This window comes from Guptibacillus spartinae (assembly GCF_028610625.1).
GTDB lineage: Bacteria > Bacillota > Bacilli > Bacillales > Guptibacillaceae > Guptibacillus > Guptibacillus spartinae.
The window spans coordinates 246,186-260,521 of the sequence record NZ_JAQQWU010000001.1; the positions used below are offsets into that span (position 1 = coordinate 246,186).

Annotated in this window: 17 protein-coding genes and 1 other annotated feature; of the genes, 11 read left to right on the forward strand and 6 right to left on the reverse strand. The window is 40.4% G+C overall.

The genetic code is table 11. From position 1 onward, the window contains the following. The first annotated feature begins 161 nt into the window (after positions 1-161). Positions 162-350, forward strand: coding sequence for a YjzC family protein (locus PQ511_RS01285; protein ID WP_098443110.1), 189 nt, complete (start codon positions 162-164; stop codon positions 348-350). 51 nt (positions 351-401) lie between these two features. Here PQ511_RS01285 and PQ511_RS01290 read toward each other — a convergent pair whose 3' ends face one another. Both PQ511_RS01290 and PQ511_RS01295 read right to left on the reverse strand, forming a co-directional pair. Then, positions 402-581: a YjzD family protein gene (locus PQ511_RS01290; protein ID WP_273850129.1), complete on the reverse strand. Its 180-nt coding sequence runs from the start codon at positions 579-581 to the stop codon at positions 402-404. A gap of 75 nt (positions 582-656) precedes the next feature. Next, a complete protein-coding gene (locus PQ511_RS01295; RefSeq protein ID WP_273850130.1) occupies positions 657-1,118 on the reverse strand; it encodes a TspO/MBR family protein in 462 nt (153 codons plus the stop codon). A 214-nt stretch (positions 1,119-1,332) separates the two neighbouring features. On the opposite strand from PQ511_RS01295, the gene PQ511_RS01300 reads away from it, so the two are divergent. Continuing rightward, a complete protein-coding gene (locus tag PQ511_RS01300) occupies positions 1,333-2,055 on the forward strand; it encodes a hypothetical protein (RefSeq protein WP_273850131.1) in 723 nt (240 codons plus the stop codon). 4 nt (positions 2,056-2,059) lie between these two features. Here PQ511_RS01300 and PQ511_RS01305 read toward each other — a convergent pair whose 3' ends face one another. Beyond that, positions 2,060-3,247: an NAD(P)/FAD-dependent oxidoreductase gene (locus PQ511_RS01305; protein WP_273850132.1), complete on the reverse strand. Its 1,188-nt coding sequence runs from the start codon at positions 3,245-3,247 to the stop codon at positions 2,060-2,062. Positions 3,248-3,339: 92 nt separating this feature from the next. On the opposite strand from PQ511_RS01305, the gene PQ511_RS01310 reads away from it, so the two are divergent. Genes PQ511_RS01310 through PQ511_RS01325 form a run of 4 tightly spaced genes read left to right on the forward strand, consistent with a single transcriptional unit; the run spans position 3,340 to position 5,213 of the window. Further along, positions 3,340-4,251 (forward strand): NAD-dependent epimerase/dehydratase family protein, encoded by a 912-nt coding sequence (locus PQ511_RS01310; RefSeq protein WP_273850133.1) that lies wholly within the window; start codon positions 3,340-3,342, stop codon positions 4,249-4,251. A gap of 29 nt (positions 4,252-4,280) precedes the next feature. Further along, a complete protein-coding gene (locus tag PQ511_RS01315) occupies positions 4,281-4,835 on the forward strand; it encodes a DinB family protein (RefSeq protein ID WP_273850134.1) in 555 nt (184 codons plus the stop codon). A 6-nt stretch (positions 4,836-4,841) separates the two neighbouring features. Beyond that, positions 4,842-5,057, forward strand: a complete 216-nt coding sequence (locus PQ511_RS01320; protein ID WP_273850135.1) for a ComZ family protein — start codon at positions 4,842-4,844, stop codon at positions 5,055-5,057. 12 nt (positions 5,058-5,069) lie between these two features. Continuing rightward, positions 5,070-5,213, forward strand: coding sequence for a hypothetical protein (locus tag PQ511_RS01325; RefSeq protein WP_273850136.1), 144 nt, complete (start codon positions 5,070-5,072; stop codon positions 5,211-5,213). Positions 5,214-5,244: 31 nt separating this feature from the next. On the opposite strand, the gene PQ511_RS01330 is transcribed toward PQ511_RS01325, so the two are convergent. Further along, positions 5,245-5,565: a YppG family protein gene (locus PQ511_RS01330; protein ID WP_273850137.1), complete on the reverse strand. Its 321-nt coding sequence runs from the start codon at positions 5,563-5,565 to the stop codon at positions 5,245-5,247. A 171-nt stretch (positions 5,566-5,736) separates the two neighbouring features. On the opposite strand from PQ511_RS01330, the gene PQ511_RS01335 reads away from it, so the two are divergent. The 3 genes from PQ511_RS01335 to PQ511_RS01345 all read left to right on the forward strand — a co-directional run bounded on the left by PQ511_RS01335 (position 5,737) and on the right by PQ511_RS01345 (position 9,341). Continuing rightward, positions 5,737-6,675: a beta-ketoacyl-ACP synthase III gene (locus PQ511_RS01335; protein WP_273850138.1), complete on the forward strand. Its 939-nt coding sequence runs from the start codon at positions 5,737-5,739 to the stop codon at positions 6,673-6,675. Between the two features lie 34 nt (positions 6,676-6,709). After that, positions 6,710-7,948: a beta-ketoacyl-ACP synthase II gene (gene fabF, locus PQ511_RS01340; protein ID WP_273850139.1), complete on the forward strand. Its 1,239-nt coding sequence runs from the start codon at positions 6,710-6,712 to the stop codon at positions 7,946-7,948. Positions 7,949-8,594: 646 nt separating this feature from the next. Next, entirely contained in the window at positions 8,595-9,341 is a 747-nt protein-coding gene (locus PQ511_RS01345; RefSeq protein ID WP_273850140.1) for a YjbA family protein, read from the forward strand. 41 nt (positions 9,342-9,382) lie between these two features. Here the strand turns inward: PQ511_RS01345 and trpS are convergent, their stop codons facing one another. Together trpS and PQ511_RS01355 are read right to left on the reverse strand one after the other, a co-directional pair. Beyond that, on the reverse strand, positions 9,383-10,372 hold the full coding sequence (gene trpS, locus PQ511_RS01350; RefSeq protein WP_273850141.1) for a tryptophan--tRNA ligase: 990 nt from the start codon (positions 10,370-10,372) through the stop codon (positions 9,383-9,385). Positions 10,373-10,435: 63 nt separating this feature from the next. Next, positions 10,436-10,662, reverse strand: a binding site (T-box leader). A 52-nt stretch (positions 10,663-10,714) separates the two neighbouring features. Continuing rightward, complete coding sequence (locus PQ511_RS01355) at positions 10,715-11,086, reverse strand: DUF3899 domain-containing protein (protein WP_273850144.1); 372 nt, start codon at positions 11,084-11,086, stop codon at positions 10,715-10,717. 462 nt (positions 11,087-11,548) lie between these two features. On the opposite strand from PQ511_RS01355, the gene PQ511_RS01360 reads away from it, so the two are divergent. Together PQ511_RS01360 and opp3b are read left to right on the forward strand one after the other, a co-directional pair. Next, a complete protein-coding gene (locus PQ511_RS01360; RefSeq protein WP_273850145.1) occupies positions 11,549-13,228 on the forward strand; it encodes a peptide ABC transporter substrate-binding protein in 1,680 nt (559 codons plus the stop codon). Between the two features lie 176 nt (positions 13,229-13,404). Continuing rightward, positions 13,405-14,334: an oligopeptide ABC transporter permease gene (gene opp3b / locus PQ511_RS01365; RefSeq protein ID WP_273850146.1), complete on the forward strand. Its 930-nt coding sequence runs from the start codon at positions 13,405-13,407 to the stop codon at positions 14,332-14,334. Positions 14,335-14,336: the final 2 nt, after the last annotated feature.

Consider the following 14,336-nt stretch of genomic DNA (forward strand, 5'->3'; position numbering starts at 1 on the left):
CCTCCAGTAATTGTTACAAGATAAATTGACACATGTAACCATTAAACACCAGTCCTTCCATTTTTGTAAAGGGAAATTTTAAGTCCAGTTACATAAAAGAGTATTCGGTGATAGATGCTGATAAAGGGGGCAAATTTCGAAGAGTGGAAGGAGGCAGATGTATGGGCGGAGAAAATCGTCAGTTTACACCGGGGCAAAAAGCACCAAATAATGGGGTATACATTGAAATTGGTGAAACAGGTGGAATGGTTAAAGATCCAAAACAAATTGAGCTTCGTGCCGGTGAGGCGTTTCCTGAATGTTCTAACCAAAATCGAAAATGGTCAAGAGAGCCAAAGCCGCATCATTAATTGTAAGAAGCGACAACATAAAAAAACAAGCGCCGCTAGAGGCGCTTGTTTTTATTGTTCAGCGGGGTCCGAGATAAGTCCTTCTCCAACAACCATTGCTGCAATCGCTAAGATCACTCCGAAAAGTGATGCTGGTCCAAATTCGTAATGGCCCCCTTGCATCGACGCAAGTACGTAGAAGATCATATTACTAAGTAGAAATCCCCAAATAATTGCCCATAGATAACGCACGAAATTCACCTCATTTGTAAACGTATTCTATCGAATATCATACCACAAAACGATCGTATTCAACATCTATCAATTTTAATTCATCGTATAAAATAGCCACGATAAATAAGTAGCGAACGCTGTCCAAAGAAAATAAGGGACCAATAACCATCCAGCAAAACGGTTCTGTCTCCCTGCAAGGAAGATCAGAAGGAGGGTAGTAATGGTGATGAACAGGGCATCCATAAATGTCGCAAAAAGCGCGTGGAGGTTAAATTGTAAGTAACTAAACGCTTGATTCAATATGTAGTTGATCCCAAGCAGGGAGATGTACTCACTATTGTGACGACCGAAGCCACTTTTTTGATAGACAATGGCTGTTGATAACGCAATGAATCCGAAGAGAATAGCCCAAATAATGCCAATGACAGAGCCATCTGGCGTCCAATCAGGCTTTGAGAGTGTACGATACCAATCCGCATCAAATGGAAATAGGAAACCGGAGATACTAAAAAGAAGATAAACAATAGCAAAGACGAATAAAGTTGATTTTTTCATTTTATCACCTCTTCTTTTCCATACCCCTTTCATTTCTAATTGATGCAAGGGTATAGTTTAAAGAAGGGAACATATACTGGTTGAGGGACTTTTCTATTGTTTTCAGAGAAGGAGATAAGAAGGTGAAATTCCCGATAAATAGGCACTTCACCCTTTCTTCCATATGCAACTTGCATAGGTTATACAGAAAGTGATAAAAGGGCGAGGGGAGAGTATGTGTATTCGTAAACGAGCCTATCAATTAGACGGGGAGTGGACGATCGTTCTTGTCCCTGAACGGCCTAACGGGTTTGGCGTTTTTATAATCGGGGGTTTGACGCATTTTGTAGATGCTAAAACAAGTTTTTGGTTGCAAAATCATACGCGTCAGGGGATAATCACTGACTTCCTTGAAGCGGGTTACACAGTTTATACGAGTAACTTGTATGGCAGGCACTGGGGCTCCCCGAAAGCGGTCAAATTGACGGAAAGAATTTATAATCTGGTCCATAAACAAGAAATCCTTAATCCAAGAATCCATGTTGTTGCTGAAGGAATGGGGGTTCTTGCTGCAGGTGCTTTTTTAAACAATCGAGAGCCTATGATCCGTTCTGCGGCGCTATTAAATCCATGTTTTGATGTGAAAAGTCTTGTTCATCAAGAGCAAATGAATCGCCTGTTTTATAAAAGGTTAGTAAAAGAAATGGCGAATGCATATGAAATTGAAAATGAACAAGTTATTTCTGAAATAGAGAAAAAAGAAATCATCACTTCTACCGTTCCAATTAAAGTGTGGCATCACTCGCTTAAGAGTCCTTATTCGTTAGATCAAATTCGCGCGTATGAACGGGTTCAAAGAGAGACTGGTTTTCCCATTGAGCTTGCGCTTTTAAGCGATAGTTACCAATCACTCGGTAAGAAAATGATTCGCTTCTTTCACGAATTTGAAAAGCTGTAACGACCTATCTCTTAAGCTTTGTGATATCCATCGCAGGATGATGCCCGTATAAAATCAAGTCTTTAAGAATTTCAGCACCGAGCATACTGTAAACCGTACCGTTGCCACCATAACCTAGCATAAAATAGACGCCGTCGTATTTAGGGTGTTTCCCTATATAGGGTAGACCATCTTTTGTAGAGCCAAAAATAGCGCTCCATTCATAGGCAATTGACGTTTTAATGGAAGGAAACAGTTCGTGCAATTTCGTTAACAGCTGCTGACTTTTCTCTTTCAATTCTTCTTCATTTGTTAAATCTGTATCCAACCCTCCAATAAGGATCCGTCTATCTTCTGTTGTTCTTAAATAATGGTAAGGGCGAGCGGTTTCCCAAATAAGTGATTGATTGTGCCAACCAGGAAAATGTTCGATCGGATCTGTTGCAATCGTATAAGTGCGCTCCAAAAGGGCGCCTTTTGTTTGGGCGAACTCCTGCGTACCATATCCTGTAGCGTAGATGACGTGTTTGGTACGTATTTCTCCTTTTTCAGTCTGAAAGAGAAGCTCTTCTTTATTAAACTGATGAGATAGAACCTCGGTATGTTCAAAAATGCTGACCCCGAGATCTGCTGCATGTCTGGCAAGCGCCAGGGCAAATTGATAGGGGTTTACTTCTGCTTCCGTTTTAGTATAAATTCCTGCAGGAGCGGTGAAAGAATAAAGGTTCTCAATGGCATGCCGATCTAAATAATCCGCCTGAAAACCATGCTCCTTTAAGGCTTCATATTCCTTTTTTAACTTTTTAACATCGTGATCATTGCTTGCGAAATAAAAACTATCCGCTCGCTTGAAGCTAGTCTTGTCCTTTAACGTGGCGTTGTATTTATCAAGTTCATCAATGGCTTTCAAACAAAGCTTATAGAAATAGACAGCTTTTTCTTTGCCAAACCGATCGATAAGGTCGATAAGCATGGCATCATTTGAAAATTGGAGGAGTCCTGTGTTTGCCGAAGTGCTTCCAGAGCCGATTGTTTTCTTTTCGATTAATACTGTTTCAAGATGATAGTCTGCAAGCATTCTTGCCATAATCGAGCCTGACATACCGCCACCAATAATTAACACGTCACAAGTGATCGGGGTTGTAAGTTCTGGGAACGTTCTTGCATTCGTCACAGTAGTTGGCCAAAATAACTCGCCATGATGAAGTTTCATGATAACGCCTCCTTTTCATTCTGCAGCATTAACAACGTTATTAGAATGAACGCCATGCGCCAAAAGTATTCTTAAAGAGTTGAGGTGGGAAGATGAAAAAAGTATTTATTACAGGTGGCTTAGGGTTTATTGGGTACCATTTAACAGAGTTTCTTTTAAACGAAGGGATCGAAGTTGTAGCGATGGATGGGAAAGTTGATAAAAGAAGGATAGGCGAGTATGAAATGAAAGAAATGATGCTTCTTCGCAATGCGAATTACAAACAAATCAATAGTCGTATCGAGGAAGCTTCGCTGGCTCATCTAACGAGAGATTGTGATACGATTTTTCATCTTAGTACACCGAAGCTTCTAAATGATAAACGTCGTGGAAAAATGATTGAAGAAAGTCTGGAATGTACACGAAAAGTGATGCAAGCGGCCGGTGGAAAAGTACTTGTATATGTGTCAAGCACAGAAGTATTTGGTACACGTTATGGAAGCATCACAGAAAGAACCCCCCACCACCCACGTTCTGTTGGTGGAAAGCTAAACTCGGCAGAAGAACGAATTGCTTCAAATCGTAAAGACGAAACTGTTAAAATTTTGCGCCTACCTCTTGTCTATGGTCCTTGGCAGCCGTCTCATTATGCTTTTCAATACGCTCTTTTACATCATAAGCTTCCACAAAAATATGAAGAGGAAGGCAGCAATTTTCATTTTGATGCCGTTTATGTAAAAGATGTTTGTCACGCCATTTATCAAGCAGCCACAAGACGTGAACACTCAGAAACGTTCAATCTAACAAGTGGAAGAGAAGGAGAATGGCAAAGAGGAGTCGAATGGTGTATAGAAGAATCCATAGACTTACAAGATGAAAAGAATTTAAGGTGTGGGATTTCAAGCAAACAATGTGCAAGTAAGCTTGGTTTTACTAATATTACTTCTATCGAAGAAGGACTGCACCAACAGCGTTTGCACACGGAAAAAATGATGGCAATTGATCCTTCGATCTACTTAATGTAATTTCACTGACTGAGAAGGGAGGGTTCTGTATGATTGAAAAAACACTTGGTAATTATGATGTACACGATTCCTCTCATGGCCTTCAAGCTTTAAAGGAAACGCGGGAAAAACTTCTTTCAATGGTTAGTGACATTGAATTTCAGGAACTTCACTATGGATACTCGAATTTTCCTACAGTTGGAGGCTATTTACTTCATATTGCACAAATTGAGCTTTGGTGGGTAAAAAATGCGCTTATGGGTGAAAGTGTAACGGAAGAAGAAAAAGAACGGTTCTATTTTCAGGAAAAGCAAGTGATCGCTGCACCTGACGACAAAGAGCTTTCCTGGTTTTTAGCTCGTCTTGCTGAAGCGCGTGATTACATACGTGCGTATTTTAACCAACTCTCAGATGTAGAATACCGCAAGCTAGGACCGGAAATTACGATAAATGGAGAAACGCATCGCTATTCTCCTGAATGGATTATTAGCCATTTAATTGATCATGAAGCTTACCATAGAGGACAGGCTGCTATGGTATTAAAAATGGTATCCGGACAGCGAGAAGCATGGGAGCATTTCAATACGCCGTATTTGTCGTTATAATAGAAGATGAGCCTTTTAGGCGAAAGTGAATTAGGAGTGAATGGAATGGATCAAAACATGAAATTTATGCAAATTGCAATGAAGTATTTACCCGAAGCGAAGCAATCGCTCGGAGAACAGGACATTGAACTTGATCTTGAAAAAATGCAGCCGCTGCTTCAGCTCTTTCTTAAAGCAATGGAAGATGCTTATGAGCTTGGAAAGCAGGATGCACAGGAATAAGGGGAGAACAAAATGGGCCGTAAAGCTTTCTGGATATGGTTTGTCCCACTAGGTGGCTTATTGATAGGCATTTTGATCGGTAGTTTTAGTTTAATGGTCATCTCTGGCATTTTATTATGTATTAGTGCAGGAAGCATGCTGTTTCTTTCAAAATAAATTGAAAAGACGTGGAGGCACGTCTTTTCAATTATTTTACGAAAAAGTTGAGCAATGATCCCATTTGTTTTACCATTGGTGTGATTTGTTGCACTGTATTCATCATCTTAGGAAAGTCGTATTGACCATTTTGCTTTTTGAACTGATTCATAAATGGGTGCCCACCAGGATACCCTTGATAAGGTCCATATGGTTGTTGGTAATAAGGATGGGGGTAGGGTGGCCCGCCAGGATGATAATTTTGTCCCTGATAGGGTGGATAAGGCGGATAAGGTGTGAATGGCTGTTGTTGATAAGGCTGATAGCCAGGTTGTTGGTAGAAAAACGGCTGTTGTTGGTTATACGGATACATCCATCTATCCTCCTTTAATTCAAGTTAACTTATGAATAGCTTATGAATCTTAAGTATAAATGGTGTGGGGAGCAGTCAGGTAGACAAACAAATCAATATGGATTAAAATTAGTACCAGCTACTAAAGATTGGTTTTAAGTAAGAAAATATCCTATAAAGGGGAAATTCAAGATGAACGCTGGTTTACTAGGTGTAGGACATTATGTACCAGAACGTGTATTAACAAACCATGATCTAGAGAAAATGGTTGATACGTCTGACGAATGGATCCGCACACGAACTGGAATTGAAGAAAGAAGAATTGCAGACGATGATATGAATACTTCAGATATGGCTTATTTGGCTTCAAAAAAAGCCCTTGAAGATGCTAATATAAAAGCGGAAGAGTTAGATCTTATTTTAGTTGCAACCGTAACCCCAGACTATCCATTTCCATCAGTAGGATGTTTGCTTCAAGAAAAACTTGGTGCAACAAATGCAGCTGCGATGGATTTAAGTGCAGCTTGTGCAGGCTTCATGTATGGCATGATTACAGCTGGACAGTACATTAACAATGATACTTATAAAAACATTCTAGTAGTTGGGGTTGAAAAGCTCTCTAAAATTACCGATTGGGAAGATCGAAACACAGCTGTTCTCTTTGGTGATGGAGCTGGGGCGGCAGTCGTTGGCCCTGTTACGGAAGGCAGAGGGATTCTATCCTTTGAACTTGGATCAGATGGTGCAGGGGCAAAGCATCTCTACCAGGAGCCGAATGGCTTTATGGCCATGAACGGCAGAGAAGTGTTCAAGTTTGCAGTAAGACAAATGGGTCAGTCAGCGATTAACGTGATCGACAAAGCGGGGTTAACGAAGGAAGATGTTGACTTTTTAATTCCCCATCAGGCAAACATACGCATTATGGAAGCATCCAGACAACGACTGGAACTCCCAGTTGAAAAGATGGCAACAACGGTGAAAAAATATGGAAATACATCATCATCAACCATTCCAATTGCGCTTTCAGAAGCAATAGAAGAAGGTAGAGTAAAGGATGACGATGTTGTCATTCTTGTTGGTTTCGGAGGCGGTTTAACTTGGGGAGCTGTGGCCCTCAAATTAGGACGTTAAAACGGTAGTAGTGAAAAAAGGAGCGCTGGTATAAATGAAGAGAAGAGTTGTTATTACTGGGTTGGGGACGGTTTCCCCACTTGGAAATTCATTAGAGGAAACGTGGACAAATGTATTGAATGGAGTTTCTGGGATTAATCCATTAACTCGTTTAGATAAAGATCTGTTCGCAGCAAAAGTATCCGGGGAAGCACTTGAATTTGACCCTGAGAAATTTATGGACCGTAAAGAAGCTCGGAAAATGGACCGTTTCACACAATTTGCGGTAGCTGCTTCTCAAATGGCAGTAGACGATGCTGGTTTGAAAATTAATGAAGAAAATGCCGAAAGAGTGGGCGTTTGGATCGGATCAGGTATCGGTGGTATGGAAACGTATGAATCTCAATTCCGTACGTTTATGGATAAAGGCGCTCGTCGTGTTAGTCCATTTTTTGTGCCGATGATGATTCCAGATATGGCATCTGGTCAAGTTTCAATTATGCTTGGAGCAAAAGGAATTAACTCATGCACCGTAACTGCCTGTGCTTCAGGAACAAACTCAATTGGTGATTCCTTTAAAGTGATTCAGCGTGGTGACGCGGATGTGATGATCACCGGTGGATCTGAAGCACCAATTACAAGCATGAGCGTAGCAGGGTTTGGTTCGATGAAAGCTCTCTCAACAAATCCAGATCCGGCTTCTGCAAGTCGTCCATTTGATGCGAATCGTGATGGTTTTGTTATTGGTGAGGGTGCTGGAATTCTTGTCATTGAAAGCCTTGAATCTGCAGAAAAACGCGGCGCTAAGATTTACGCGGAAATCGTAGGCTATGGTTCGACAGGGGATGCTTATCACGTGACCCAACCTGCACCTGAAGGAGAAGGCGGCGCAAGAGCCATGAAACAAGCAATTGATGATGCAGGTCTTTCTCCCACTGATATAGGCTACATTAATGCACACGGAACAAGTACAGATTACAATGATAAATATGAAACGGCTGCGATTAAGTCGGTATTTGGAGAGCATGCTTATAAGCTTGCTGTTAGTTCAACTAAGTCGATGACAGGTCATTTACTTGGAGCTGCTGGTGCTGTTGAAGGTGTCTTCTGTGCAAAAGTATTAGAAGAAGGTATCCTTCCTCCTACAATTAACTATGAAACGCCTGATCCAAACTGTGACCTTGACTATGTGCCAAATAAAGCACGTAAAGCGGAAGTGACTGCTGTGATGAATAACTCACTTGGTTTTGGCGGTCACAATGCGACACTAGTGTTTAAGAAATTCGCGAAGTAACGACTGTAACCTCTGGAGAAATCCAGGGGTTATTTTTATTTGTCTTGTCTTCCGCTTTTTAGTGTCTAGCTGCAGTGGGCAGGGTCTCGATCGCTTCACCTTATCAAAAGAACACAAAGACCGTGTTCTTTTGATAAGGCTCCAGCGCTTGTCGACCCTAAACGCCCACTTCCGCTTTTCGTGATCCAGCTGCAGTGGGCAGACACTCGGTCACTTCACCCTATAACTCGAACACAAAGACCGTGTTCAATTTATAGGGCTCCAGTGCCTGCCGTGTCTAACCGCCCACTTCCGCTTTTCATAGATCCAGCTACGACTCACAGAAACTGCGATATTTCGCACTTTCACCAGAACACAAAAATCGTGTTCTAGTTCAAGCGCTCCAATATCTCCGTTTCTAAACGCTCGTCTTCGCTTTTCATAGATCCAGCTGCAATGGGCAGGGTCTCGATCGCTTCACCATTTCAAATGAACACAAAGAGCGTGTTCTTTTGAAATGCTTCCAGCGCTTGTCGACCCTAACCGCCCATTTCCGCTTTTCAGTGTTCTATTAATCTTTTCTTAATAATATATTGATTATGGAATAATTTAACTTGGTCCTGACTATACTGTTTTTACAAACAGTAGCGAAGTGAGGGGTAGCCAGATGTTGTATTTGCGAGATGTTTGGGTGAATTGGTTTGAGGGTGAAGAGAATGGATATAACGTTTGTGATTTTCATGAGTGGCGTAAAGACGATTTCATTGAACTTTTGGATCAGGTGCCTGTCATTAAGGTAGAGTCTGTTTTGTATCATTATATCGAGAATGATTTAAGTGAGCTTCCGGAGAGTTTACTTAGTGATGTCTTTCAACAAAGCTATATTCGTAAAAATAATGAACGATCACCGTTAGAATATTGCTTCCTGGCTACGGATGGCAGAGGGGTTATCGTGATTGATACATTAGGATACAAAATTCCGATTCGCAAAAGCCGTGTGATTCCAAGACAAGAAAAAGCGGTTTATGAAATGGTTGCCGATATTGAAGCTACGTCTTATCCATTTGAAACGGACCAGCCGGTGAAAGAGCACCATATTCTCTCTCCAGGTCCAGACATCATGATGGGGCTAACACGAAAGGAAAGACAACTAAAGCAGCTCTTGTTTATGGCACTCGATCAACTTTACTCGAGTGGAAATTCAGCAGAGATTCGGTATTGGTTCACAGAGTGTCAACCAAAAAAATATGTTCAGATTCAGAACATGGAAATGGACGAGGCATGGGAAGGGCTATACCGAGAAGTAAAAGCAGGTTGGTCAGCAAAACATGAGCAAATCTGTGAACGTATCATTAAAGGGCAACCGTATTTTGAAAAAATATGGGAACTTGAAAAAGGTACACATGTGAACTAAAGAAAGAAGGCTGCCGGATGGGCAGCCTTCTTTTATTTATCTTATCTTCTTCTTCGTTCAAGTCCCATTGCACGTTCTGCTTTTGTCAGCATTTTTGAAGCTTTACGGTTCGCTTTCTCAGCACCAAGATCAAGAATATCATCTAATTCTGAAGAAGTAATTAGCTCATTGTATCGTTCTTGAATTGGCTTTAATGTTTCAGCAATCACTTCCCCAAGTTCTGCTTTAAAGTCGCCATAACCTCGACCTTCATAAAGTGATTCAATTTCTTCAACACTTTTTCCAGAGCAAAGAGAATAAATAGTTAACAGGTTTGAAATGGCTGGTTTTTCTTCTTTGTCATAACGAACAACACCATCAGAATCCGTCACGGCTCGCTTTACTTTTTTAACAATGGTAGAAGGCTCATCAAGCATAGAAATATAAGCGTTTTGATTAGAATCTGATTTACTCATTTTCTTTGATGGATCCTGTAGCGACATAATGCGAGCACCGACTTTTGGAATGCGAGCATCCGGCATCACAAAGATGTCGTTGTATTTACGGTTAAACCGCTCAGCAAGATTTCTCGTAAGTTCAATGTGCTGTTTCTGATCATCACCAACAGGAACAATTTCTGTGCCATATAAAAGAATGTCAGCTGCCATTAGAGGTGGATAGGTTAGAAGACCGGCGCTAACTGCGTCTTTACCAGTAGACTTATCTTTAAACTGGGTCATGCGCTCAAGTTCCCCGATATAGGATACGCATTGTAGCATCCAGGCGAGTTGGGCGTGAGCAGGTACTTCAGATTGAATAAACAGCGTGGATTTTTCAGGATTGATTCCAGATGCCAAGTAAAGGGCAGCAAGGCTCCTTGAATTTTGTTTTAACGCCTGCTTTTCCTGAGGTACAGTAATCGCGTGCTGGTTAACAACACAAAAGTAACACTCATTATCGTCTTGTAGATCAGTAAAATGTTTCATTGCTCCGAGGTAGTTTCCAATTGTTAATGTTCCACTCGGTTGAATTCCGGAAAAAATAACACTCATTGTGTCTTGCTCCTCTCTAAATATATAAAATTGAATACAAAAAGGTCCATTCATCCCTCAATTGCTAGGGACGAATGGACCGTGGTGCCACCCTGCTTATCCAGTAAGACTGAATCACTTATGGTAATCAATACCGCTAGTGGTAACGTGAATGCTCACGCCAATGCCTACTTACTTGTTTCAGCAAAGGGGCTCAGAAGTCCATTCCAAACTGTGTGATACCTGTTTTCACCATCCACAGGCTCTCTAGAAACACTACAATTTGTACTACTCTTCCTCATAGCCGTTCTGTATTCTTAATGTTTACTATTATAGCGTAAAGATTTATTTTGATGCAACAAGTTAGCCAATTATGATTGCAATCGAAATGATGACTGTCATAACCGTACAAAAACCACCGGCAATTAAGAACGGATAGGTAATTGGATTATCATAATCTAACTTATATTTGATCTCAGATTGATCTTCTTCAATCATTTGGCGTTTTGCCGTACTTCGAAAATAACGTTTAAATGAGTAAACAATACCGTCGAAAAATCCGGTTTGAATAACATGAAGAGCAGCACCAATCAGCAACATAGCGAGAGCAATCATAAAGAGTATATCCGAAACAGGCTGTAAACCTAAGCCTTGATCGGAAGTAATAGATATGATCATTGAAGCAACAATAGCCAGAAAAACCAAGATACCTGCCTTAAGTGTAAGTGATTTCATAATAACCCCCAATTTTGTTTCTATCGTATAGTATAAAAAAAGAATGAGCCAAGAACAATATATAGCAGTGAGAAATACGAAACACATTTACACACTGTTCACCTGTCGGAATATTTCGCCATATGCATACGATATACACGAAAGTATACTATATACTTTTAGGTAAGGGGCGTAGATAGATTTTCATACATTTATCTGTAAAATTTTAAAGTGTACCCGTAAACCAGAGAATTTATACCAGGACTAAAGAACTATTTTCTGTTATGCAAACGTAATGCTGACGCGGTTTTTGTAAATCAGTGTAAAAATTGTGTATGCAAAATAGTTAGAAAACTTGTATAATATGATTTGTGGGCGAAACGAATCAAGAAAATCTCGCGTAAATTGTTGGATAATTTGATGAATTTCGTCATGCGGATTACTAGCTTTTATAGCTACATATTTTAAGGGAGGTCACACAGCATGAAGAAATCAAGATGGACACTTGTCCTATCTCTTGTGCTTGTATTGAGCGTATTCCTGTCGGCTTGCGGCGGCGGCTCAAACAACGGGGGGAACAGTGGCGGTGAAGGAGAAGGCGGTTCTGCTGAACAGGTTCTTAACTTAACTGAAACTGCAGAAATTCCTTCAATGGACACAACACAAGCTACTGATAACACATCTTTTAAAGCAATGAACCAGGTTTTCGAAGGACTTTATCGTCTAGATGAAAACAACGAGCCTACACTTGGTATGGCTGCTGAAGAGCCAAAAGAAGAAGAAAAAGACGGTGAAACTGTTTATACATTCACAATTCGTGATGACGCTAAATGGTCTGACGGATCTGATGTTGTAGCAGGCGACTTCATCTATGCATGGCATAAAGCACTAAACCCAGATACAATTTCTCCTTATGCTTCTATGTTTGGTACTGCAGGAATCAAAAACGGTAATGCAATCATTACTGAAGGCGATCCTCTTTACGGTAAAGTAGAAGAGCTTGGAGCTAAAGCAGTAGATGATAAAACTCTTGAAATCACTGTTGAAAACCAAGTTCCATATTTCAAATCGTTGCTAACTTTCGCAACTTTCTATCCACAACCAGAAGCATACGCTGAAGAGCAAGGCGACAAGTTCGCGCTAGAAGCTGACACAATGCTTTACAACGGACCATTCGTATTCTCTGAATGGAACCATGGTGAAGGCTGGACTTACGAAAAGAACACTGAATATTGGGATGCTGACACTGTAAACCTTGAAAAGATCACTACTAAAATCGTTCAAGACGTTGCAACTACAGTTAACCTTTACGAAACTGGTAAGATCGACCGCGCTGGTCTATCTGCTGACTTCGTAGATCAGTTCAAAGACAATGAAGAGTTCTCGACTCTTGTAGATCCGACAATGTACTTCATGCGTCTAAACCAGGGAACTGAAGCACTAGCTAACAAAGACATTCGTAAAGCACTTTACCTTGCATATGACCGTGAAGGACTTGTAAACGTTCTTCTTAACAACGGATCAATTGCTGCTAAATATTTCGTACCAAAAGACTTTGTTAAAGGTCCTGAAGGTGATGACTTCCGCGAATTCGCTCCAGACGGCTTCTATGCTGATCAAGGCGAAGAAGAAGCGAAAGAAGCTTGGAAATCTGGTCTAGAAGCACTAGGAAAAGATTCTGTTGAACTAGAATTCCTAACAACTGATAATGAGCTTGCTGCGAAAATTGCAGAATATGCAAAAGATCAGTTTGAATCAAAACTAGATGGCCTTACAATCACAATCAACAAGCAACCTTGGAAGCAGTTCCTTGAGCTTGAAGATTCAGGTGACTTTGATATCTCAACTGGTGGTTGGGGACCTGACTATCCAGATCCAATGACGTTCCTTTATATGTTTGAAACAGATGGCGAGTACAACCGCATGGGTTACTCAAGCGAGAAGTACGACGAGCTAGTTTCAGGAGCTAAGAAAGAAACAGATGAAGCGAAGCGTTGGAAAATGATGCAAGATGCTGAGAAAGTTCTAATGGAAGAGGACGTTGCAATCGTTCCTACTTACCAAAAAGGTAACGCAATCCTTCAAAAAGATTACGTGAAGAACTATTACGTTCATTCCTTTGGTGCTGACTCATCTTACAAATGGATCAAGATTGAGAAATAATTTAAGATTTTCAGGAGAGTATATGTCATCCTGACATATGCTCTCTTTTTTACCTGTAATAAGAAATATGTCGAAAAGTAAGCTAGAAACGAAATAGATAGAAAATTTAATCTAGTGAAATTCCATTTTTCGACTTATAATAAACAAGCAGGTATCTTTTGAGGAGGTTGGTTGTAGTGGGACGTTATATTGGCGGAAGAATCATCTCAATGTTGATTACCTTCCTAATTATTGCTTCGCTAACATTTTTTCTAATGAAGCTTCTCCCTGGTACACCGTTTAATAACCAGGATAAGTTAACAGAAACACAAATTGTTCAGTTAAATGATAAGTATGGTTTGAACGATCCAGTTCCTGTACAATACTTCAATTACATGAAGAATTTATTATCAGGTGACCTCGGCGTTTCCTTCCAGCAGGATGGTCGTGAAGTATCTACTATTATTGGTGAACGTATTGGTCCATCTGCTTACCTAGGATTACAATCCTTAGTAGTGGGTACCATAATTGGTCTTTTCCTAGGAATCATTGCAGCATTAAAACACAATTCGTTCCTTGATTATGGAACAATGGTTATTGCCGTTCTTGGTATTTCAATTCCAAACTTCGTTATCGCTGGCCTAATGCAATACTGGCTAGGTGTGAAATGGCAGTTACTACCCGTAGCTTATTGGGATGGCTTCGCCTATACCATCATGCCAACGATTGCAATCGCGTCTATTGTTGTTGCAACTATTGCTCGTTTTATGAGAACTGAGATGTTAGAAGTTCTTGGACAAGACTATATTACAACAGCAAAGGCAAAAGGCTTAAGTAGCACAGCGGTTGTTATTAGACATACAATCCGTAATGCTTCTATACCTATCATAACTATTATGGGACCACTGGTTGTAGGTCTAATGACAGGTACTCTCGTAATTGAGCAAATTTTTGTTATTCCAGGACTTGGTGAAAAATTCGTTAACTCGATCTTAACAAACGATTTCCCGATTATTATGGGTACAACGCTTTTCTTTAGTTTATTATTTATCATTGTTATTTTAATTGTCGATATTATGTACGGCATTATTGATCCACGAATTCGTCTAGCGGGAGGTAAGAGTTAATG